Raw genomic sequence first — 22,953 nt, forward strand, 5'->3', positions numbered from 1 at the left:
CACATATAGTGCCAATAGTTTCGGGGCAACCGAAGAGTCGGGGGAATGATGGGGGAGCAGGCTTTTCTTGTCGGCGCGATTTGGGCGGGCGCGTTGCTGCTCTGGCTCGCCTTCCTGCTGTTCTACGATGGGTTCCGCCGCCCGCTGACGCGCGCCGAGATCGACGCCTTTCTGGGCACGCTCGGCGATCGCATGGAGGAAACGGGCAACGACAGCGCCCGCCTGCGCGCTTTTCTGGAGGACGACGACGGACGCGAATTCGTCATGGTCAATCTTGTCCGCACGCGGCCGGGCCAAGTCACCGATCCCGCCAGCGGCGAGACGCGCGCGGGCAGCGAATGGCTGCGCCGCTATTCGGACCCCTTCGTGCGCGGGCTGATCGCGCGCGGCGGGCATCCGCTCTATGTCGGCGCCAAGGTCGGCGGCTATATCGACGCGTGGAACACACCCGCCGACCCCGGCTGGTCGCTGGTCGGCACGATGCGATACCGCAGCCGCCGCGATCTGATCCGCATGGCGGCCGATCCGGCCTTTCGCGCCGTGCATCCGAACAAGACACTGGGGATCGAGACGACCTTCTCTTTCCCGACGCAGCGACAGATCGCCTTTTATGCCAGCCCGCGGGTCACGGTGGGGCTGGGGCTCGCGCTCGCTGCGGCGCTTGCGCATATCGCGCTTTTGACATGGGCTTAGAGGGGGCCGGAGGGGACCGATGAAGAAACGCTGGATTGCATTGGGCGTCGTCGCGCTGATCGGCGCGGGTGGCTATTGGGGTTTTCAGGAGAATAAATATCGTCTGCCCGGGATGATCCAGGATTGGCGCGACCCGGTGCAGCCGAACCACGCGGTGGTCTGGCAGCAGGGGCCGGGTGCGGCCCCCGTCACCGCGCCGGGGACCAAGCGCCCGCCCAACATCATCCTGATCGTCGCCGACGATCTGGGCTGGAACGACATCAGCCTGAACGGCGGCGGCGTTGCGGGCGGGATCGTCAAGACGCCCAACATCGACGCGCTGGCACGTCAGGGGCTGAACTTCACCACCGCCTATGCCGCGAACGCCACCTGTTCGCCGTCGCGCGCGGCGATGATGACCGGCCGCTATCCGACTCGCTTCGGTTTCGAGTTCACCGCGGTGCCGACCGCCTTTGCCGAGAATCTGGCGCATGGCGGCGGCCTTGGCCCGCTGAAGGCGGTATTCCACAAGGAACTGATCACCGACGATATTCCCGACTATCCCGACATGGGCGTCCCGCCGAGCGAAATTACCATTGCCGAAGCGGTGAAGGCGGCGGGATATCACACCATCCACATCGGCAAATGGCATCTGGGCGAAGCGCCGCGCTTGCAGCCCAATGCGCAGGGTTTCGACGAAAGCCTCGCGATTCTGGCGGGGGGCGCGAAATTCCTGCCCGACGACGATCCCGATACGGTCAACGCCAAGCTGCCGTGGGATCCGATCGACCGTTTCATCTGGGCCAATCTGCGCCACGCCGTCACCTTCAACGGCGGCAAGCGCTTTCATCCCCAGGGGCATATGACCGACTATTTCGCCGCCGAAGCCGAAAAGGCGATCGAGGCGAACAAGAACCGGCCCTTCTTCATGTATCTGGCGTTCAATGCGCCGCACACGCCGTTGCAGGCAACGCGCGAGGAATATGACCGGCTGCCGCAGATCAAGGATCACAAGACGCGCGTTTACGGAGCGATGATCGCGCAGCTCGACCGCCGCATCGGCGATGTCATGGCGAAGCTCAAGCAGGCGGGGATCGACGACAATACGCTTGTCATCTTCACCAGCGACAATGGCGGGGCCTGGTACACCGGCATCCCGCACCTCAACGCGCCCTATCGCGGCTGGAAGGCGACCTTCTTCGAGGGCGGCATCCGCACGCCTTTCTTCATGCGCTGGCCGGGCCATATCGCGCCGGGTTCTACCCGCGCCGACGTGACCGGGCATATCGACATATATTCGACGATCGCCGCCGCGGCGGGGGCGAAGGTGCCGACCGATCGCATCGTCGACAGCCAGAATATCCTTGCCGGGCCGGCGCATCGCCAGGCGATGTACTGGCGTTCGGGCGACTATCGCGTCGTGCGCGCGGGCGACTGGAAATTGCAGGTAACGAAGCGGCCCGAAAAGGTTCGCCTCTATAATGTCGCTATCGATCCGACCGAACAGCATGATGTGTCGGCGCAGGAGCCGCAGCGCGTCGCACAGCTTCGTGCGATGATCGAGGCGCAGAACAAGGGGATGGCCAAGCCGATCTGGCCGGGGCTGATCGAGGGGCCGGTGCGGATCGACGTGCCGCTCAACGCGCCGTGGAAGGACGGGCAGGATTATATCTACTGGACCAACTGACCGGTTCGGTCGTCGCCGGAGGGAAGGGGTCAGCGTTCGATCTTGGTCACCAATATGACCGACGTCGTCGTGCGTTCGACCCCGTCGAGCAGGCCGATCTCGTCGATCAGCTCGTTGAGCAGGGCGCTGTCCTCCGCTTCCAGCATCGCGATGATGTCATATTCGCCGCTGATCGCGTGGATCGCCTGAACCTGGGTAAAGCCGGCGAGGGCGGCCTCGACCTCGCGGTGATAGCGCGGCAACGTCTTGATCATCATATGGGCGCGGACGCGGCCGGCGGCAAAGGCTTGTCCCAGCCGCACCGTATAGCCCGCGACGATATTATCCTCTTCCAGCCGCGCGAGCCGCGAATAGACCTGGCCGCGCGAGATGCCGAGTTCCTTCGCAAGCTGTGCGATGGTCTGGCGCGCATCGTCGCGCAGCAGGGTGAGCAGGCGATCGTCGATCTCGTCGAGACTGACGGTCATCGGCGCCATCAGTCCGCCCATGCCTCGTCAGCGAAGATCGCCGTCTGTGGTTCCGCCCCGGCCGTCATCCGGCCACGATACATGCCAAGGTCGTTGAGTGCAAAGACCGGGCGGCCGTCGGGGCCCATCGCGATCAGGCCGCCGTCGCCGCCGATCGCACCGACCGCCGCGATGGTCGCCTGCGCCGCGTCGTTCAGGCTTTCGCCTTTCCACGCGACGCGGTCGCAGACCTGCCGCGCCGCGCTTTCGCGGATGAAATATTCGCCCGATCCCGTCGCCGAAACCGCGCATCGGCCGTTGCTGGCATAGGTGCCCGCGCCGATGATCGGCGAATCGCCGATGCGGCCCCAGCGCTTGCCGGTCATGCCGCCGGTCGAGGTTGCGGCGGCGAGATTGCCGTTGGCATCGATCGCAACCGCGCCGACGGTGCCGAACAGATGCGTCGGGTCGAGCGCGGCCTGATGCTTCTTGCGCCAGGCGAGCAACTGCTGCCACCGCTGATCCGTCCGGAACCAGGCGGGGTCGACCTGTTCGAGCCCCTGTTCGACCGAGAAGCGGTCGGCGCCGTCGCGCGCCAAGAGAACGTGCGGGCTCTTGTCCATCACCGCGCGGGCAAGGTCGATCGGGTGACGGGTGCGCGTGACACCCGCGACGGCACCGGCCTTGAGCGTGGCGCCGTCCATGATCGCGGAATCGAGTTCGTTGGTCCCCTCGGCGGTGAACACGGCGCCGCGACCGGCATTGAAAAGCGGATTGTCCTCGAGCACGCGCACCGCCGCCGCGACCGCGTCGAGCGCCGGGCCGCCCTTGTCGAGCACCGCCGATCCTGCGCGCAGCGCGGCGTCGAGGCCGGCGCGATAGGCGGCTTCCTTGTCGGGGGTGAGCGAGCCGGGCTTGATGACCCCGGCGCCGCCATGGATCGCGAGCGACCAGCGCGGCACCTCGACCAGTTCGCCCGCGCGCGCGGCATAGTTGCGCACGAACACCGGCGCATCGACGCGGCCCGAGGGTAGGTGAACGACCGAGCCCGGCCCGACCCCCGTCACCTTCACCCGCGGCACATCGAGCGGCCTGCGGTCGCTGACGTTGCGCAGTTCCGATCCGTCCACGACCCAGGCATAGCCGTCGGGTGCGGTCGCATAGATGCGCCCCGACCCGTCGGGTTCGACCGCGAGCGCGGCGCTTTCATCGACGCCGAGCCCGATCATCGCGGGCGCGTCGGCAGCGCGTCCGACCTGCGCCTTGGCGACGAAGGCGAAAAGGCGGCCGAGCCGGTCGCGTTCCTTGAAATGCGTATCGGTGACGATGCCCTTGAGCAGCGCCAGGTGCAGGAATTCGCCTTCGATGGTGTTAGCGGGGCCGAGCGGATCGGCGAGCGCCTCAGGACTCTTGATGCTGCCGTCGTCCATCGCGCCATAGAGTTTTTCGCCCTGCATCGCGAGGCCGGCGCTGGTCCCGGCGAGCGGCTTGCCCGCCGCGACATGCGCGTCGATGATCTCGTTGACCGGCGTGCCGCGCCAGAAGCGCACATATCGCGACTGGTCGCCGCCGGCGATGAAGATGCCGTCGGCCTTGCGCAGCCGGTCGAGAATCTTCTTGTCGGTCGCTTGCGAACGCGCGTGGAAAACGAAGATTTCGACCGACTGGATGCCGCCGATGTCGCGATAGAATTCCTCGCCGATTTCCTTGCCGTAAGAAGCGCTGAGGACGACGATGTGGCCCTTTCCGGCCTTGCCGAAGAACCATTTCATCGCGTCGATATTCCGGTCGCCTCCGCCCATCAGCAGCAGTCCGCCCGATACCGGACCCGGCGTCGGCGTGTTCAGCGCGCCATAGACATAATGTTCGTAGGGCTGGTCTTTCGCCGCCGCTGGCGGCGCGGCGAGAAGGAGCGCGTACAGCAGTGCGGTGATCCATTTGAACAGTCTGATCGGCGGCATCAGCATATCTCCTTCGGCAACTCTGATCGATGGATGTTACATAATCGACACGCAAAATGACAATATGATTCCTGTTTTAGTCATAATGATTGAAATTTTCGGTCCGTTCTGGCTGATAGGGCGCGTCTCGTGACAGGGCATTGGGGGCGCCGATTCGCGCCGCAGACAGGATAGGGGCTTTTCGATGGAACATCTCGGCCGACGGTCGCTTCGCATCATTCTAGGGCTGGGCGTCTGCCTTCCCGCGCTCGCCACGCCGGCGCTGGCGCAGGACGCGTCGGACGAGGGCGCGGTGCAGGAGATCATCGTCACCGGTTCGCGCATTCCCACGATAAAGGATCAGGGGCCGTCGGCGGTCACGACCATCGATTCCGATGCGATCCGCGCCAACGGTTATACCAGCGTCCCCGAACTGCTCGCGGCGATGACCCAGAACAGCGGCGAGACGCAAAGCCCGCAGTCGGGCAGCAGCGCCGACTTCACCCCCGGCGCGCAGCAGGTCGACCTGCGCGGGCTTGGCCCCAACCACACGCTCGTGCTCGTCAACGGGCGCCGCATCGCCGATTTCCCGCTGCCCTATATCGGCCGCAGCAACTTCACCGACATTTCGAATATCCCGGTGGGGCTGATCGACAAGGTCGAGATATTGTCGGGTGCAGCCTCGGCCATTTATGGTTCGGACGCGATTGCGGGCGTCATCAACTTCAAGATGAAGGAAAATCTGGACGGCCTGACGCTCGACTATCGCCACGGCCGCACCCAGCATGGTGGCGGCATGTCGCATCGCTTCACCGCGACCGGCGGCTGGTCGACCGACCGTTTCAGCATCGCGGCCGGTATCGAATATCTCGACCAGCGTCCGCTGTGGGCTTATGATCGTTCGATCCAGGACAGCACCGACGACAGTCCCGGCAGCACGATCGCGCGCCGCACCTTCCTGCGCTACAGCATCGAAAACGACAGCTATATCGATCCGGGTCCGGCGGCCTGCGCCGGGGTTGCGAACCTCAACGGCGGTTCGACCATCTATACGTCGCGTCCGCGCTACGGCGATTATGATCCGGCGATCGACGATTACGGCCCCGGCTATTACTGCGGCAGCAAGACGTCGATCGGCTACGGCACGATCGTTTCGGGTCGCAAGGGCTTCAACAGCTTCGGCACGATGTCGTACGAGCTGTCGGACAATGCCAAATTGTTCGCCGAATTTCAGTTCGGAATCAGTAAGGTCCGGCTGATGTACGACGTCACGAGCTGGGCGTTCGAAAGCTCGTCGTCGAGTTCGGACAACAGTTTTTACAACGCGTTCGACGATACGATCGACGACTGGTCGCGCCAGTTTGCCCCGGAAGAAACCGGCGGGCTGGAAATGCAGCGCAGCAAGCAGACGACCTACAGCATCACGCCCGGTATCCGCGGCAATTTTGGCAATGCCTGGAATTACGAGGCATCTTTCAATTACAGCCGCTACCAGTCGGTCGTGCGCTGGCCCCAGATCGTCAATTCCAAGGCGATCGCCTTCTTTCTGGGCGAACAGCTGGGGGTCGACGAGGACAGCGGCTATCCGATTTTCAACGCCGATCCCGCGCGGCTCTACACCGCGCTGACGCCTGCCGAATATGACAGCATTTCGGCCGATACGGTCTATCGTCCGTATAGCTGGACCAGCAATTTGCAGGCGACGCTGACCAATGGCGAGCTGTTCCAGCTTCCGGCCGGCCCGGTCGGGGTCGCGGTGGTCGCCGAATATGGCAAGCAGGGCTATAATCTGCGTCCCGATCCGCTGGCGCTCACCGACTATTATTACAGCTGGAAAGACAGCGACGGTGCGGGCAAGCGCAGCCATGCCGCGATCGGCGGCGAAGTGCGCGTGCCGGTGCTCGATTTCGTGACGCTGACGGGTGCCGGCCGCTATGACACCTTCGGCTTTGCCGGCCGCGATGTCGGCAAGTTCACCTATAATGGCGGGGTCGAAGTCCGACCGACGAGCAGCCTGCTGCTGCGCGCCGCCTATGGCACTGCCTTCCGCGCGCCTGACCTCCACTATGTCTTTACGGGGCCGGGCAATGTGCAGAGCAGCGTCGATGACTATTATCTGTGCGCGGTCGAAGAGCCCGACGAGGATATCGGCGATTGCAGCTATTCGGGGACCGGCGTCGTCGTGAACCGGACCGGCAACCGCAACCTCGACGCCGAAACCGGACGAACGCTGACGGGAGGCATCGTCTTTTCGCCGTCGAGCCGCCTCCATGTTTCGGTCGATTATTTCCGCGTGACGCTCGACAATCAGGTCGACGATCTCAGCATCGACACGCTGGCCCGGACCGAGGCGGACTGCAGCGTGCTGACCGCGGGCGGCACGCCCAAGCTCGATCCCAATTCGCCGACCTGTCAGGATGCCTTCGCGCGCATCACGCGCTTTGCCAGCGGCGGCAATGCCGGGCAGATCTCGTCGATCCGCGTCAATCCGATCAACATTGCGCGCGAAAGGACGAGCGGGATCGATATCGCCTTCCGCGGCAGCCTGCCAACCGGTATCGGCAACTTCACCCTGTCGCTCGCGCACAGCCATGTGTTCAAGCACAGTTTCCAGCAATATCCGGGCGATCCGTTCGTCGACAAGCTCGCCGTCGATAGCGGCTATTACCTGCCGCGCGACAAGTCGAACGGCAGCATCTCATACGAAAATGAGGGCTTTCAGCTGACCTTTTCGGGCACCCGGCTCGGCAAGCTGCCCAATTATGACGAGGATGCGTTCATCAAGGCGAGCTACCTCTTCAATGCGACCATGCAATATGATTTCACCGATCATCTGCGCGGCTCGCTGACGGTGCGCAACCTGTTCGACACGAACCCCGTCAAGGACCCGACCTGGTCGAGCTATCCCTATTACAACACCAGCTGGTTCGACAGCATCGGACGCAGCGTGTTCCTGCAGCTCACCTACAAATTGGGAGGATCGGCGCTCTGACCGGTCGCGGCGGGGGGGGGCTTCCGTCCCCGCCGCCCTCCTCTTAGGCGCTTGTGAAACAAGGCGGACGCGCGTTAAGGGGAGCCATGGCTAATGGCACCGGTCCCCTTGGCGGCGGCAATGCGCGCCCGACGATGGCCGACATCGCGCGCGAGCTGGGCGTCGCGAAGATCACCGTTTCGCGCGCGCTTTCGGACAGCCCGACGGTCAAGGAAAGCACGCGCCGGCTGATCCGCGACACCGCCGAACGCATGGGCTACCGGCTCAATATTTCGGCGCGCAATCTGCGGCAGCAACGCACCCGGACCATCGCCGTAGTCATCGAAATGGCCCCCTCGCACGACCGCCTGATGAGCGAACCTTATCCGCTCTCGCTGCTCGGCGGGATCATGCAGGAACTGACTGCAGCCGGACAGAATATGGTGCTGACGACGATCGAGTTGTTCGCACAGCACCCGCCGTCGGCCGACGGGGTCATCCTGCTGGGGCAGGGCGTGCATGACGATGCCGCCGCGGCGATCGAGGCGACCGGGCTGCCGTATGTGGTCTGGGGCGCGGCGCACGGCCCGCCCGGACGCGTCGTCGTCGGCAGCGACAATCGCGCGGGCGGCCGGCTCGCCGCCGACTATCTGCGCGCGCGCGGGCGCCGCGCGCTGCTGTTCCTTGGTGAAACCCAGCATGGCGAGGTCGAGGATCGGCTCCAGGGCTTTGCCGACGCGCTGAAGGGCAGCGACGCCGCGGTGATTGAGCGGATCGCCTGCGCCTTCACCGCCGCCGCCGGGCGCGAGGCGATCGATCGGCTTCTGGCCAAGGGCACTGCCTTCGACGGCGTCTTCGCGGCGAGCGATGCCATTGCGATGGGCGCGATCGAAGCGTTGCAGGCGCGCGGCCTGTCCGTACCCGGCGACGTATCGGTCGTCGGCTTCGACGATTCCCCCGGCGCAGCGATCGTATCGCCCAAACTCACCACCATCCGGCAGGACTGGGCGGTCGGCGGCGAATTGCTCGCCAAGAAGGTGCTCGATCTCGTCGCGGGCAAGGGCGCCGATTCGCGCGCCATGAGCGTGGAACTGGTCGCACGCGAAAGCTGAATCACTGCGCGAACGCGCCGTAGTTCGCACGTCCTTTCCCGCAATGGTATCGATAACTTGACATCGATACCATTTTTGCACCACAAGATGGCTTCGATGGAGCGCGCGCCGGCCGAGCGTGCGCCGCGGGTGAGGATGACAGTGGCAATTTCCAGCGCAGCTTCTGATACGATGCGGCTTGTCCGACACGGCGGCGACGCCGTCGGCGATCAGGCGGCCGCGCTGTTCGCGCTCGCCAACGGCCTGGTCGGCGTTGAGGGCGTCGCCGACGAATGCGCCGCTGCGCCCTGCGCCTATCTCCCCGGCGCCTATGTCAGCCGCCCGATCGATTATCATGAAAGCTTTCCCGGCTACGCGACCGCGACTGACACGCGGATCAAATGCCCGAGCCCGGTGGCCCTGCGCCTGCGGATCGACGGCGCGCCGGTCGATTTTGCGGCTGCCGAGCGCCTCGAAGCCGAGAGCCTGCTCGATCTTGCCTGGGGACAGCTTCGCCGCCGCACCCGCTGGCGTCTCGCCGATGGCCGGACGATCGAGATTGCGGCCGTTCGCATCGTTCCGCTGGACGGCGATGCCTGCGTCGCAACGCGTCTGTCGGTCTCGCCGGTGGATTTCGCCGCGACGATCGAGATCGATCTGATCTTCGGCACCGATGCCGATGGCGGCAACGCCGATGCGGCCGACGATCCGCGTATTTCCGGGCGGCTGCGGCCGGTCTGGACCGTTCAGCCTTCCGAACCGGGCGACACCCCTTCCGTGGTCCGGTTTGCCCAGGGTGCCGTCGAACTCGCCTATCGCCAGCGGGTCGCCAGCCTCGATGCGCCGGTGGTGCGCATCGACGGCGGCCATATGGTGCGCGGCGCGTTGGTCGCCGGCGGCACGCTGAGCGTCGACCGGGTGGTCGCCATGACCTGCACCCGCGGCCACCCGGTCGACATCGATGCGCTGCCCGAACCGCAGCCGTTCGAGGCCATTGCGGCGGCGCAGCAGCGCGCGGTCGACCAATTGTGGGCGCATGCCGATTTTGCGATCGCGGGCGACGACGCGCTGACGCAGGCGCTGCGTTTCGACCTGTTCCAGCTCCACCAGTCGGCCAGCCGCGACCCGGACCACAGTATCGCGGCCAAGGGGCTGTCGGGCGAAGGCTATGAGGGCCATTATTTCTGGGACGCCGAATCCTTCATGCTCCCGGTGCTGGCGCTCCAGATGCCCGACCGGGCGCGCACCCTGCTGCAGTATCGCATCGGCAAGCTTGCGGCGGCGCGGGCGCATGCGCGCGGCATTGGCCATGCGCGCGGCGCGCTCTATCCGTGGCGGACCATCGGCGGGGCCGAATGTTCGTCACATTATCCGACGGGGTCGGCGCAATATCATATCAACGGCGACATCGCGCATGGCGTTGCGCTGTATGTCGCGGCGACGGGCGATAGCGACGTCCGCCGCGCTGCGGCCGAAATGCTGTTCGAAACCGCGCGCATCTGGCCCGAGATCGGCGCCTTCGACCCGCGCCGCGGCGGGGCCTTCTGCATCTATGGCGTGACCGGGCCCGACGAATATTCGGCGCTCGTCGATAATGATTATTACACCAACGCGATCGCGGCGCGGCACCTTGCCTATGCTGCCGACACCGCCGACTGGCTGGCGCACACCGATCCCGCGGCCTTCGCGGCGCTGGCGCAGGCCATCGGCCTCGACGCCGAAGAAGTCGCGATGTGGCGCCGCGCCGCCGAGGCGATGTGGTTGCCGGTCGATGCAGAGGCCGGGGTAAGCCCGCAGGACGACGCCTTTCTGGGACGGCCGAAGCTGGCTGATCTGGCACCGCTCGACGAGCGCGGGCCGCTGCTGATGCGCTATCACCCGATGATCCTGTTCCGGCACCAAATCGCCAAGCAGGGCAATGTGCTGCAGGCGATGGCGATGGATCTCGTGTCGTTGCCGCTCGCGTTGCAGCGGCGCAATTTCGACTATTACAGCCGCGTCACCGCGCATGATTCGACGCTGTCGTCGGTGGCCTTCGCAATTGTGGCGGCGCGGCTCGGCGAGGATGGGGAGGCGCTCGATTTCCATCGCGAGGCCGCCTTCGTCGATCTGGAAAATCGCCACGGCAACACCTCGCACGGCCTGCACATGGCGGCGCTTGCGGGAAGCTGGCTCGTGCTTGCGCACGGCTGGGGCGGTCTGTGGCTCGGCGGCGATTGCCCCGCCTTCGCGCCGCGCATCCCCGCCGGCTGGGCGCGCTATCATTTCCGCCTGATGTGGCGCGGCAGCGTGATCGAGGTTGCGGTCGATGCCGAAGGGGCGACCTATCGCCGCCTGTCGGGCGCGCCGGTCGATATTGTCGATCACGGCCGCCCGGTTCGTCTTGCCGACGCGGCGGTCCGGATGGCGCGCCCGGCGGTGCAGGGCGTGATCTTCGACCTCGACGGCGTGCTGACCGACACGGCCGAGGATCATTACCATGCGTGGCAGGCGCTGGCCGATCAATATGGCTATGCCTTCGACCGCGCCGCCAACGACCGGCTGAAGGGCGTCGATCGCGCGGGATCGCTGCGCCTTATCCTGGACGGCGCGGGCGCGTCGGTCGACGACGCGCGCTTCGAGGCGATGCTTGCAGAGAAGAATGCGCTCTACCGCGCGCGGCTGGCCGCTTATTCGCCCGCCAATCTGTTCGACGGCGTGCGCGCGCTTTTTGCCGCGCTGCGCAGCGCGGGCATCAAGATCGGCCTCGCCTCGGCGAGCCGCAATGCCGGCCACGTCGTTCGGTTGCTCGGCATCGCCGACCAGTTCGATTTCATCGCCGACGCGGGCGCGATCGCGGCGAACAAGCCGGCGCCCGACATATTCCTGGCCTGTGCCGACGGCATGGGCCTCCCCCCGGAACGCTGCATCGGTATCGAAGATGCGCAGGCCGGAATTTCAGCCATCCATGCGGCGGGCATGGTGGCGATTGGCATCGGGTCTGAAGAGGCGCTGCCCGATGCCGACGTGCACGTCCCCGCCATCGGGGCGCTTTCGGTCGACCAGATCCTGTCAGCAGAACGGGAAGCGGCGAGCGCGGGCAACCTTTCAAAGAAAACAGGATAAGTGGAGGAACAGCCATGTTGAAACGGACCTATCTGCTCTCGTCGATCGCGCTCATCGCGCTGCCGGCGGTGGCCCATGCCCAGGAAGCGCCTCAGCCCGCCGACGATGCGGCAGGCAATGAAATCGTCGTAACCGGCACCGCCGGCGGCGGGGTCAGCCGCCAAGCCGCGGCCTTTGCGATTACCAGCATTTCGGCCGATGCCATCGAACAGGCCGCGCCGAACAGCACCGCCGACCTGCTGAAGGTCGTGCCGGGCGTCATGGCCGAAAGCTCGGGCGGCCAGAATGGCGCCAACATCTTCGTGCGCGGCTATCCGTCGGGCGGCGACGCCGAATTCGTCACGCTGACGACGCAGGGCGTGCCCTTCTTCTCGCCGCCGACGCTGTCGTTCCTCGAAAACACGCAGCTTATCCGCATCGACGAAACGATCGCGCGGGTCGAGGCGGTGCGCGGCGGCACCGGCGCGCTGTTCGCCAACGGCCAACCCGGCCTGACCGTCAACTTCGTCCAGAAAGAGGGCGGCCCCGAATTCGAAGGGCTTGTGAAGGCCAGCGTCACCGATTTCGGCGACATGCGCGGCGACCTGCGCCTGTCGGGTCCGCTCGGCGACAACACGACCTTCATGGTCGGCGGCTATTATTCGAGCGGCCACGGCATCCGCAATCCGGGCTTCACCGCCGAAAAGGGCGGGCAGATCACCGCCAATATCCGCCATGACCTCGACAAGGGTTCGATCCTCGTCTTCGCGCGCTATCTCAACGATCATGGCCAGTGGCTGCTGCCGATCCCGGTGATCCGCGACGGCGACAAGGTGCGCCAGTTCGGCAATATCGACCCCGGCACCGGCGTGATCGCCGGCCCCGAAACGCGCCTGTCGGTGCTTCCCGACGGCACGCGCGCCGACCTTGGCGACGGTCGCGGCGCCAAGCTGATCAACCTTGGCACCAATTTCGATTACGAGATCGGCGACGGGCTCCAGCTGCGGTATCGCGCAAGCTATCTGAAGGGCGATGCCGATACGACCGGACTGGTTCCCGCGAGCACCGCGATGTCGGCCGCCGACTATGCGGCGAGCCTCGGCAGCACGATCGGCAGCCTGACCTATGTCAATGGGGGCGATGCGGTCGCCAATGCGGGCAGCCAGCAGGTGATCCGCGCCGGCACCTGGATCGTGCGCAAGCAGATCGAGGATTTCACCAACGACCTCAACGTCGAATGGGACAGCGGCAACAACAAGTTCACGCTGGGCGCCTATTTCTCCGACTTTTCGTCGAAGGACCAGTGGAACCTCGGCAACATCCAGCTGCTGACTGCCGAAAACAATGCGCGGCTGCTCAACCTGACGCTCGCCGATGGCCGGGTCGTGACCGATCGCGGCTTTACGCAAGGCAGCTTCTTCAACGTCAACGCCGCCTATGACGGCCGCGAATATGCCTTTTATGCGGTCGACGAGTTCCAGATCACGCCCGAACTGCGCTTCGACGCGGGCTTGCGCTATCAGCATTACAAGGCAACCGGCACGCTGGAAAACAACGCGACCGTGCTCGACGCCGACGGCGACCCGAACACGCTTTACGACCAGAATGTCGCGGTGCTCGACGGCACCTTCCGCAATATTTCGTACAGCAAGGGCGCCTGGTCATGGACGGCGGGCCTGAACTACGACTTCTCGTCGTCGGTCGGCGCCTATGTCCGTTACAACCGCGGCAACACCAATCCCTTCTTCGACAATCTGCGCGACGGCATCCGCGTCTCGCCGCGCGTCGACAATTTCGAAGGCGGGGTGAAGGTGCGGACCGACATGCTGTCGCTCTATGCCACCTTGTTCCACACGAAGTTCGAAGGCCTTGTCACCACTGTCATCCAGAATGGCGCACCGCAGGCGTCGATCGGCGGCGCGCGCAGCACGGGTGTCGAGCTGGAAGGACAGCTTCGGCCGGTCGACAATTTCACGCTCGCCTTCTCGGGCACGTGGCTCAACGCCAAATATCGCGACTTCTTCACCAACAACGGTGCGACCGACCTCAGCGGCAACCGCGTCCAGCGGCAGCCGAAGTGGCAATGGCGCGTGACCCCGGCCTATGAACTGCCGTTCGGCAACGACGGCAAGGTCGGCGTCTATTCGACCTTCACCTATATCGGCGATCGCTTCTCGGATACCGGCAACACCCAGTCGCTGCCGCATTATTTCAAGATCGATGCCGGCGTGACGGTCGACGTCAACCGTGCGCTCAGCTTTGCGGTCACCGCCGACAATCTGACCAACGAGATCGGTCTGACCGAAGGCGATCCGCGCACGCTGGGCCAGAATGCGGCTGAAGTGCTGAATGCCCGTCCGATCCTCGGCCGGTCGTTCCGCTTCAGCGCCGCCTATAAATTCTAGGTCATTCCTCCCTGGGTGGTCGCGGCCTCTTCGCGACCACCCCTCTTTGCGGCAAAGGACTTGGCATGGCCCGCACGCGTTTGATTGCCGCAATGATTCTGACCTATGTCGCCTTCGCGATGCTGCTCAACAGCGTCGGGACGGTGATCCTGCAGTCGATTTCCAGCTTTCATGTCACGAAGCCCGAGGCGAGCACGCTCGAAGGTTTCAAGGATATCACGATTGCGATCGTCTCTTTCCTGACCGCGAGCTATCTGCCGCGCATCGGCCTGCGTAACGCGCTGATCGGGGCGCTGCTCCTCGCGATCGCGGCGTGTACGGTCATGCCGCTCGCGGGAAGCTTCGGCGCAGCGCAATTGCATTTCGCGATGGTCGGCGCGGCCTTCGCGGTCGCCAAAGTCGTCGTCTATTCGATGATCGGCCTCGTCACCGACGACGCGCGGCACCACGCCAGCCTGACCAGCCTGATCGAAGGCATGTTCATGGTCGGCGTGCTGTCGTCCTATTGGGTGTTCAGCGCCTTCATCGACCCGATGGGCCTGCGCTGGCTCAACGCCTATTGGGTGCTGGCGGTGATCCCGGCGCTGGCGCTGGCCTTCATCCTGTCTGCATCGCTTGACGAGCGCCGCACCCATGCGGGGGAGGAGGCCGCCGACGAACAGGGGCCGCCGCTCGTCGCGATGCTGCGGCTCGCGGCGCTGCCGCTGGTGCTCGTCTTCATCGTCTGCGCCTTTGTCTTTGTCCTGATCGAGCAGGGCATCGGTACCTGGCTGCCGACCTTCAACAACGAGGTGCTGCACCTGCCGGCGCAGATGAGCGTGCAGGCGGCGAGTCTGTTCGCGGCGTGCATCGCGCTCGGCCGTTTCGGCGCCGGCGCGGTGATGGCGCGCTTCGACTGGTATCCGGTCCTGAATGCCTGCCTGGCCGTACTCGCGGCGCTGATCATCCTCGTGCTGCCGCTCGCCGATGGCCTGCGTCCGGTGCCGATCGAAAGCTGGCGCGATGCGCCGGTCGCGGCTTTTCTCTTCCCGATGATCGGCTTCGCGCTCGCGCCCATTTATCCGACGATCATTTCGGTGATGCTGAGCGCGATGCCGAACCGGCACCACCCGTCGCTGATGGGGCTGGTCGTCGTCTTTTCGGCGCTTGGCGGCACGACCGGGTCGCTGATTACCGGGGCGCTGTTCGCGCATCTCGACGGGCGCACCGCCTTCACGCTGATGCTGGTGCCGACGGCCCTTCTCGGCGCCGGGCTGTTCCTGCTCCGCCGCCGCATACGTGCCGGAGAAACGGTAACAGCGCAGCCCGCCTAACCGAGCGAGGGCAGGTCGAGTCCCTTTTCGCGCGCGCAGTCGATCGCGATGTCATAGCCCGCGTCGGCGTGGCGCATGACGCCGGTGCCGGGGTCGTTCCACAGCACGCGTTCGAGCCGCCTGGCCGCATCGGGGGTGCCGTCGGCGACGATCACCATGCCGCTGTGCTGCGAAAAGCCCATGCCGACGCCGCCGCCATGGTGCAGCGACACCCAGGTCGCGCCGCTCGCGGTGTTGAGGAGCGCGTTGAGCAGCGGCCAGTCGCTGACCGCGTCCGACCCGTCGCGCATCGCTTCGGTTTCGCGGTTGGGCGAGGCGACCGATCCCGAGTCGAGATGATCGCGGCCGATGACCACGGGTGCCTTGAGTTCGCCCGACGCGACCATCTCGTTGAACGCGAGCCCAAGCCGGTGACGATCGCCGAGCCCGACCCAGCAGATGCGCGCGGGCAGGCCCTGGAAATGAATCTTCTCACGCGCCATGTCAAGCCAGTTGTGCAGATGCGCGTCGTCGGGCAGCAGTTCCTTCACCTTGGCATCGGTCTTGTAGATGTCCTCGGGATCGCCCGACAGCGCCGCCCAGCGGAACGGACCGATGCCGCGGCAGAAGAGCGGGCGGATATAGGCGGGAACGAAGCCGGGGAAATCGAAGGCATTTTCGACGCCCTCGTCCTTCGCGACCTGCCGGATATTGTTGCCATAATCGGTCGTCGGCACGCCCGCGGCCTGAAAATCGAGCATCGCGCGGACATGCACCGCCATCGACGCCTTGGCCGCCTTCGCGACAGCCTGCGGGTCGCTTTCGCGCTTCTCCATCCATTCGGCGACGCTCCAGCCGATGGGGAGATAGCCGTTCACCGGGTCGTGCGCGCTCGTCTGGTCGGTCAGAAGATCGGGACGGATGCCGCGGGCGAACAGGTCGGGCAGGATTTCGGCGGCGTTGCCGAGCAGGCCGACCGACACCGGCTTTTTGTCGGCGCAGCTCTTTTCGATGATCGCCATCGCTTCCTCGATCGTCTGCGCCGCGACGTCGAGATAGCCGGTGCGCAGCCGCATCTCGATCCGGCTCGGCTGGCACTCGATCGCGAGGCACGATGCGCCCGCCATCACTGCCGCGAGCGGCTGTGCCCCGCCCATACCGCCAAGCCCGGCGGTGAGCAGCCATTTGCCCGCGAGGTCGCCGCCATAATGCTGGCGCCCCATTTCGACGAAGGTTTCGTACGTCCCCTGCACGATGCCCTGTGTGCCGATATAGATCCACGATCCCGCGGTCATCTGCCCGTACATGGCGAGCCCGCGCTTATCGAGTTCGCCGAAATGCTCCCAATTCGCCCAATGCGGGACGAGGTTGCTGTTCGCGATCAGCACGCGCGGCGCGTCGGGGTGGGTGCGAAAGACCCCGACCGGCTTGCCCGACTGGACAAGCAGCGTCTCGTCGTCTTCGAGGCGCTTCAGCGTCTCGACGATGCGGTCATAGCTTTCCCAGTCGCGCGCGGCGCGGCCGATGCCGCCATAGACGACCAGTTCCTCGGGGCGTTCGGCAACGTCGGGATGAAGATTGTTCATCAGCATGCGCAGCGGCGCTTCGGTCAGCCAGCTCCTGGCGTTGAGCCGGTCGCCGGTCGGTGCCTTGATGACGCGGCTGTTGTCGAGGCGGCTCATGGATATCCTTTCGCAAAATCGAGGGTCGCGGCGATCACTTGCTGCAGCGTCGGCAGGATCGCGGGATCGGAGTCGAGCGGGCTTGGCCAGTTGCCGGGGTCGAAAGACGCCGGTTCGACCATATAGCCGCGCTGGGCGAGCTCCATCTGGATCGCGTGGATGCCCGCGTCGGGGCGGCCGTAATGGCGCGTTGTCCAGCCGCCCTTGAAGTGGCCGTTGACGACATGGCTGTGGCCGCTCGCGGCGCAGATGCTTGCAACCACGGTTTCCAGTTCGGGCGCACAGGTCGCGCCGCTGTTGGTGCCGATGTTGAATTGCGGCAATTCGCCGTCGAACAGGCGCGGCACATGGCTGCGGATCGAATGGGCGTCGTAAAGAATGACCTTGCGATGCTGCGCCTTCAGTCGTTCGATCTCTGCCGCGATCGCATCGTGATACGGGCGGTGATAGAGGCCCAGCCGGCGGACGACTTCGGTCTCGTCTGGCGCGCCGAAGCGATAGAGCGGGTCGCCGTCGAAGGTCGTCGTCGGGCAGAGCTCGGTCGTCGCCTGCCCCGGATAGAGCGAGGCGCCCGACGGATCGCGGTTCATGTCGATCACGCTGCGCGAGATCGCGGTCGCGATCGTCGTCGCGCCCAGATCGAGCGCGAAGGCGTAAAGATCGGCGATCCACCAGTCGGTATCGAGCTGCGCGCGCCATGGCGAGACGAACTGATCATCGAGGCCCGCAAGATCGGTGCCGCCGTGCGGGAAGGCGACGATCAGCGGGGCGTCGCCGCGGTGGATGCGCAGCCAGTCCATCAGCCGATCCCCGGAAGCTCCGCGGCCACCGCGGTTGCAAGGCTGCCGGTGCGGATCAGCGCGGTCGCGGCTTCCATATCGGGATGGAAATGCCGGTCGTCGCCGAGCGTGGGGACGACCGCGCGCAGATGCCTGCGCGCCGCCTCGAGCGCGGCGCTCGATGTCAGCGGGGCGTGGAAGTCGATGCCCTGACAGGCCGCGAGCAATTCGATGCCGATCACTGCGCTGACATTATCGGCCATGTCGAGCAGGCGCCGCGCGCCATGCGCCGCCATCGAGACATGATCCTCCTGATTGGCAGAGGTTGGGATCGAATCGACGCTGGCGGGATAGGCGCGCTGCTTGTTCTCGCTGACCAGCGCGGCGGCGGTGACCTGCGGGATCATGAAGCCCGAATTGAGGCCGGGCCGCGGGGTGAGGAAGGCGGGCAGGCCCGACAGCGCGGGATCGACGAGCATCGCGATGCGCCGTTCGGCGATCGACCCGATCTCGCACAGCGCCAGCGCGATCATGTCGGCGGCGAAGGCGACGGGCTCGGCGTGGAAATTGCCGCCGGACAGCGCCTCGTCGCTATCGGCGAAGATCAGCGGATTGTCCGAAACGCCATTGGCCTCGACGTGCAGCGTCGTGCCGGCCTGCCGCAGCAGGTCGAGCGCCGCACCCATCACCTGCGGCTGACAGCGGAGGCAATAGGGATCCTGCACGCGCGGATCGTCTTCGGCGTGCGAGGCGCGGATCGCCGAACCCGCCATCAGGCCGCGCAGCGCATCGCCGACCTCGCGCTGCCCCGCATGACCGCGCAGCGCGTGGATGCGCGCGTCGAACGGCGCGTCGGAGCCTTTGGCGGCTTCGGTCGAGAGCGCGCCGGTGATCAGCGCCGACTGGAACAGCGTTTCGGCGCGGAACAGCCCGGCGAGGGCGTTGGCGGTCGAAAATTGCGTGCCGTTGAGCAGCGCCAGGCCCTCTTTGGGGCCGAGCTCGAGCGGTGCCAGATCGGCGGCGGCAAGGGCCTCGGCCGCGGGCAATATCTTGCCGCCGACCTCGATCGCGCCGACGCCGATCATCGCGGCCGCCATATGCGACAGTGGGGCGAGGTCGCCGCTTGCGCCGACCGAACCCTGCGACGGGACAACGGGGGAGAGGCCCTTGGCCAGCATCGCTTCGAGTAGTCCGACCGTTTCGCGCCGTACCCCCGAGGCGCCGACGCCGAAGCTGGCGAGCTTGAGCGCCATCATCAGGCGGATGACGGGCGTGGGTGAAGCGAGGCCGGTGCCGGCGGCGTGGCTGAGCACGATGTTGCGCTGCAGGATCGACAGCTCGTCGTCGGCGATCCGGACGCTCGCCAGCTTTCCGAAGCCGGTGTTGATGCCATAGACCGGGGCGCCGCGCGCGACGATGCGCGCGACCGCCGCGGCACTTGCGTCGATCGCGTCCCAGGCCGGCGCGGCAAGCCGCGCCGCCGCGCCTTCGTAAATGGCCCGCCAGTCGGCCAGCGTCATGCCGCCCGGCTTGATGACAATCTGCGTCACGTCGTCTGTCCCATCCATATCCGCTGGTGCAGCGGGTTGAGGCCCATGCGGCCGACCAGATCGGACGGCCGTTCGATATCCCAGATCGCAAGGTCGCAGCGCTTGCCCGCCTCGATCGTGCCGATGCTGTCCGACAGGCCGAGCGCCTGCGCCGCATGGCGCGTTACGCCGAGCAGGCATTCGTCGGTAGTGAGGCCGAACAGCACCGCGCCCATGTTCATCGTCAGCAGCAGCGAGGTGAGCGGCGAGGTGCCGGGATTGCAATCGGTTGCGAGGGCGATCGGCACGCCCGCCGCGCGCAGCGCCGCCACGGGCGGCAGCTTCGTTTCGCGAAGGAAGTAAAATGCGCCGGGCAGCAGCATTGCGACCGTCCCCGCATCGCGCATCGCGGCAATTCCCGGTCCGCCGAGATATTCGAGATGATCGGCCGACAGCGCGCCATGCCGCGCGGCGAGCGCCGCGCCATGCTGGTTGGAAAGCTGCTCGGCATGCAGCTTGACCGGCAGGCCCTGCGCGGCGGCGGCGGCGAACATCCGTTCGGTCTGCGCGGGCGTGAAGCCGATATTTTCGCAAAAGGCATCGACGGCATCGGCGAGCCCTTCGGCCGCGATGGCGGGCAACACTTGCTCGCATAGCAAGTCGATATAGCCGTCGGGGTCGCCCACAAATTCGCCTGGCAGCGCGTGGGCGCCGAGAAAGGTCGTCCGCACTGTGACCGGGCGCGCGTCGCCCAGCGCCCGTGCGGCGCGCAGCATCTTCGCTTCGTCGGTCAGGGTCAGGCCATAGCCCGACTTGATCTCGATCGTCGTGACGCCCTCCGCGATCAGTGCGTCAAGGCGCGGCAGCGCGCTGCGGACCAGCGCCGCTTCGCTCGCCGCGCGCGTCGCCGCCACCGTCGACGCGATACCGCCGCCCGCGCGCGCAATCTCTTCATAGGACGCGCCCTTCTGGCGCAGTTCGAACTCGGCGATGCGGTCGCCCGCGAAGACCAGATGGGTGTGCGCGTCGATCAGCCCGGGGGTGATCCAGCGACCGTCGCAGTCGATGACATCGGCGGCATTGGGGGCGTCGGCTGCGGGGCCGGCAAAGGCGATCCGGCCTTCGCGCAAACCGATCGCGCCGCCCTCGACGACGCCGAGACCGGGCAGGTCGGCGCGCATCGTGGCGAGACGGGCGTTGGTCCACAGGCGATCGCAGCGCATGCCCTCTCCTCCGGCTTGTGGCATCGACTCAATAATGTATATACATAAATCCGAACGCGGAAGATTGTCCAGACGGGATGAGGCGATGGCGCTTTGGTGCGAACAGGCATGGTTGGCGGAGGGTTGGGCTGAGAATGTCCGGCTGACGATCGCCGATGGCCATGTCGGTGCGATCGAGGTGGCGGCGCCGCCGCAGCCGGGCGACGACCGGCACGCCATTCTGATCCCCGGTCTGCCCAATCTGCACAGCCACGCCTTTCAGCGCGGCATGGCGGGCCTTGCCGAGCGCGCGGGCGAAGGCGACGACAGTTTCTGGACATGGCGCGAGGTCATGTATCGCTTCGTCGATCGCCTCGATCCCGACGGTATGCGCGCGATCGCGGCGCTCGCTTATGCCGAAATGCTGGAGAGCGGTTTTACCCGCGTCGGCGAATTTCATTATCTGCATCACTCGCCTGACGGCCGACCCTACGGCGATGTGGCGGCGATGGCACAGGCGATTGCGGCGGCGGCCGATGAAACGGGGATCGGGCTGACCCTGCTTCCCGTCTTCTATGCCCATTCGGGGTTCGGCGGCGCGGCGCCGACTGCGGCGCAGCGGCGCTTCGTCAACGACCTCGACAGCTATGCCGCATTGATCGAGGCTTCGCGTGCCGCGGTTGCGGGGCTGGGCGATGCCATCATCGGCGTCGCGCCGCACAGCCTGCGCGCGGTGACCGCCGCCGAACTGACCGCGGTTGCCGCGATGGCCGCCGCTGCGCCGCTGCATATCCATATTGCCGAACAGATCGCCGAGGTCGAGGCATGCCGCGCATGGAGCGGCGCGCGGCCGGTCGAATGGCTGATGGCGAACGCCGAGGTCGGCGCCGACTGGTGCCTCGTTCACGCGACGCATGTCACCGAAGCCGAATGGCGCGCGGTCGCGCAGAGCGGGGCGGTCCTCGGGCTGTGCCCGATCACCGAGGCCAATCTTGGCGACGGTTTGTTCCAGGCACGCGAATTTCTGGCAGGCGGTGGCCGCTTCGGGGTCGGCTCGGATTCCAATGTCGAGATCGACGCGGCGGCCGAACTGCGCCTGCTCGAATATGGTCAGCGGCTGGCGCATCGCGGCCGCAATCTGCTCGCGGGCGGTGCGGGGCGTTCGACCGGCGCCGCGCTCCACCAGGCGGCGCAGGCGGGCGGGGCACAGGCGCTCGGCCAGGCGGGGCACGGCATTGCGACCGGCGCGGGGGCCGATCTTGTCAGCCTGACTGCGGCCGACCCCGCGCTCGCCGCGCGGCGCGGCGATGCGATCCTCGATAGCTGGATATTCGGGCGTGGGGCGCGGCTGGTCGACTGCGTCTGGCGCCGCGGCGTCCAATGCGTTGCCGGCGGCCGCCATGTCGCGCGCGCGGCGATCGACGCGCGCTATCGGGCCGCGATGCAGGCGCTGCTCGCATGAAGCAGAGCGGCGCTCTCCATGCGCAGATCCGCCGCGATATCGAAGCGCGGATCATGTCGGGCGAATGGAAGCCCGGCGACCGCATCCCCTATGAACATCAATTGATGGCGACCTATGGCTGTTCGCGGATGACCGTGAACCGGGCGCTGCGCGCCTTGGTCGAGGCGGGGGTGATTGAAAGCCGCAAGCGCGCCGGCACCTTCGTTTCGCATCCGCGCATTCACCGCGCCGCGCTCGAAATCCCCGACATCCGCGACGAAGTGGCGCAGCAGGGCGCGGATTATCGGCTCGACCTCGACCGCCGGGAGATCCGCCCCGCGAACGAGGAGGATCGGCGCCTGCTCCAGATCGACGGCGGCTCCGTGCTCGCGATCGAGTGCCGCCACCATGCCGGCGGGCGGCCCTATGCGCTCGAGAGGCGCCTTATCAATCTGGCGGCGGTGCCCGGCGCGGCCGAGGTCGATTTCGCGGTCGAGCCGCCGGGATCGTGGCTGCTCGCGCATGTTCCCTGGACCGAGGCCGAGCATCGCATCACCGCGGTCAACGCCGGGGCGAAGGAACTGGTCGCGCTCGGCATCGCGGCGGGCGCGGCCTGCATGGCGCTCGAACGCTGGACGTGGCGCGGCGCCGAGCGCATCACCTATGCGCGGCAGGTCTATCCGGGCGACCGCTACGCGCTCGTCGCGCATTTTCGGCCCTGAAGAGGAATGG

Annotated in this window: 15 protein-coding genes; 9 read left to right on the forward strand and 6 right to left on the reverse strand. The window is 66.2% G+C overall.

Annotation, left to right across the window (positions count from 1 at the left end):
* Positions 1-45: 45 nt before the first annotated feature.
* Both P1IM2_RS14925 and P1IM2_RS14930 read left to right on the forward strand, forming a co-directional pair.
* Complete coding sequence (locus tag P1IM2_RS14925; protein WP_062901829.1) at positions 46-693, forward strand: hypothetical protein; 648 nt, start codon at positions 46-48, stop codon at positions 691-693.
* 19 nt (positions 694-712) lie between these two features.
* Positions 713-2,359, forward strand: a complete 1,647-nt coding sequence (locus P1IM2_RS14930; RefSeq protein WP_062901830.1) for a sulfatase-like hydrolase/transferase — start codon at positions 713-715, stop codon at positions 2,357-2,359.
* Positions 2,360-2,388: 29 nt separating this feature from the next.
* Here the strand turns inward: P1IM2_RS14930 and P1IM2_RS14935 are convergent, their stop codons facing one another.
* Together P1IM2_RS14935 and P1IM2_RS14940 are read right to left on the reverse strand one after the other, a co-directional pair.
* Positions 2,389-2,835 carry an Lrp/AsnC family transcriptional regulator gene (locus P1IM2_RS14935; RefSeq protein WP_040590524.1) on the reverse strand — a complete coding sequence of 149 codons (447 nt, stop codon included), beginning with the start codon at positions 2,833-2,835 and terminating at the stop codon, positions 2,389-2,391.
* Positions 2,835-4,766, reverse strand: coding sequence for an isoaspartyl peptidase/L-asparaginase (locus P1IM2_RS14940; RefSeq protein ID WP_062903122.1), 1,932 nt, complete (start codon positions 4,764-4,766; stop codon positions 2,835-2,837). Before P1IM2_RS14940 ends, P1IM2_RS14935 begins: the two co-directional genes overlap by 1 nt.
* Before the next feature lie 184 nt (positions 4,767-4,950).
* On the opposite strand from P1IM2_RS14940, the gene P1IM2_RS14945 reads away from it, so the two are divergent.
* The 5 genes from P1IM2_RS14945 (at position 4,951) to P1IM2_RS14965 (ending at position 15,609) form a co-directional block, all read left to right on the forward strand.
* Positions 4,951-7,737: a TonB-dependent receptor plug domain-containing protein gene (locus P1IM2_RS14945; RefSeq protein WP_186402935.1), complete on the forward strand. Its 2,787-nt coding sequence runs from the start codon at positions 4,951-4,953 to the stop codon at positions 7,735-7,737.
* An 86-nt stretch (positions 7,738-7,823) separates the two neighbouring features.
* Positions 7,824-8,828, forward strand: coding sequence for a LacI family DNA-binding transcriptional regulator (locus tag P1IM2_RS14950; protein ID WP_062901832.1), 1,005 nt, complete (start codon positions 7,824-7,826; stop codon positions 8,826-8,828).
* A 171-nt stretch (positions 8,829-8,999) separates the two neighbouring features.
* Positions 9,000-11,912: a beta-phosphoglucomutase gene (pgmB, locus tag P1IM2_RS14955; protein ID WP_234178512.1), complete on the forward strand. Its 2,913-nt coding sequence runs from the start codon at positions 9,000-9,002 to the stop codon at positions 11,910-11,912.
* A gap of 14 nt (positions 11,913-11,926) precedes the next feature.
* Complete coding sequence (locus P1IM2_RS14960; RefSeq protein ID WP_062901833.1) at positions 11,927-14,296, forward strand: TonB-dependent siderophore receptor; 2,370 nt, start codon at positions 11,927-11,929, stop codon at positions 14,294-14,296.
* 65 nt (positions 14,297-14,361) lie between these two features.
* A complete protein-coding gene (locus tag P1IM2_RS14965; RefSeq protein ID WP_186402936.1) occupies positions 14,362-15,609 on the forward strand; it encodes a sugar MFS transporter in 1,248 nt (415 codons plus the stop codon).
* On the opposite strand, the gene hutU is transcribed toward P1IM2_RS14965, so the two are convergent.
* From hutU to hutI, 4 genes are read right to left on the reverse strand one after another with little or no spacing between them, the layout of a single operon-like run.
* Positions 15,606-17,270, reverse strand: a complete 1,665-nt coding sequence (gene hutU / locus P1IM2_RS14970; RefSeq protein ID WP_186402937.1) for a urocanate hydratase — start codon at positions 17,268-17,270, stop codon at positions 15,606-15,608. The two genes, P1IM2_RS14965 and hutU, sit on opposite strands and share 4 nt — an antisense overlap.
* Entirely contained in the window at positions 17,267-18,070 is an 804-nt protein-coding gene (gene hutG, locus P1IM2_RS14975; RefSeq protein ID WP_186402938.1) for an N-formylglutamate deformylase, read from the reverse strand. Before hutG ends, hutU begins: the two co-directional genes overlap by 4 nt.
* Positions 18,070-19,617 carry a histidine ammonia-lyase gene (hutH, locus tag P1IM2_RS14980; protein WP_409574541.1) on the reverse strand — a complete coding sequence of 516 codons (1,548 nt, stop codon included), beginning with the start codon at positions 19,615-19,617 and terminating at the stop codon, positions 18,070-18,072. The genes hutG and hutH overlap by 1 nt, the downstream gene beginning before the upstream one ends.
* Positions 19,596-20,801 (reverse strand): imidazolonepropionase, encoded by a 1,206-nt coding sequence (gene hutI / locus P1IM2_RS14985; protein WP_186402940.1) that lies wholly within the window; start codon positions 20,799-20,801, stop codon positions 19,596-19,598. The genes hutH and hutI overlap by 22 nt, the downstream gene beginning before the upstream one ends.
* Positions 20,802-20,886: 85 nt before the next feature.
* Here hutI and P1IM2_RS14990 point away from each other — a divergent pair, with 85 nt between their 5' ends.
* Positions 20,887-22,242 (forward strand): formimidoylglutamate deiminase, encoded by a 1,356-nt coding sequence (locus P1IM2_RS14990; protein ID WP_186402941.1) that lies wholly within the window; start codon positions 20,887-20,889, stop codon positions 22,240-22,242.
* Complete coding sequence (gene hutC / locus P1IM2_RS14995; RefSeq protein ID WP_186402942.1) at positions 22,239-22,943, forward strand: histidine utilization repressor; 705 nt, start codon at positions 22,239-22,241, stop codon at positions 22,941-22,943. The genes P1IM2_RS14990 and hutC overlap by 4 nt, the downstream gene beginning before the upstream one ends.
* The last annotated feature ends 10 nt before the right edge of the window (positions 22,944-22,953 follow it).

It is taken from the genome of Sphingopyxis sp. P1IMeth2 (genome assembly GCF_900185685.1).
In the GTDB taxonomy this organism is placed as follows: domain Bacteria; phylum Pseudomonadota; class Alphaproteobacteria; order Sphingomonadales; family Sphingomonadaceae; genus Sphingopyxis; species Sphingopyxis terrae_A.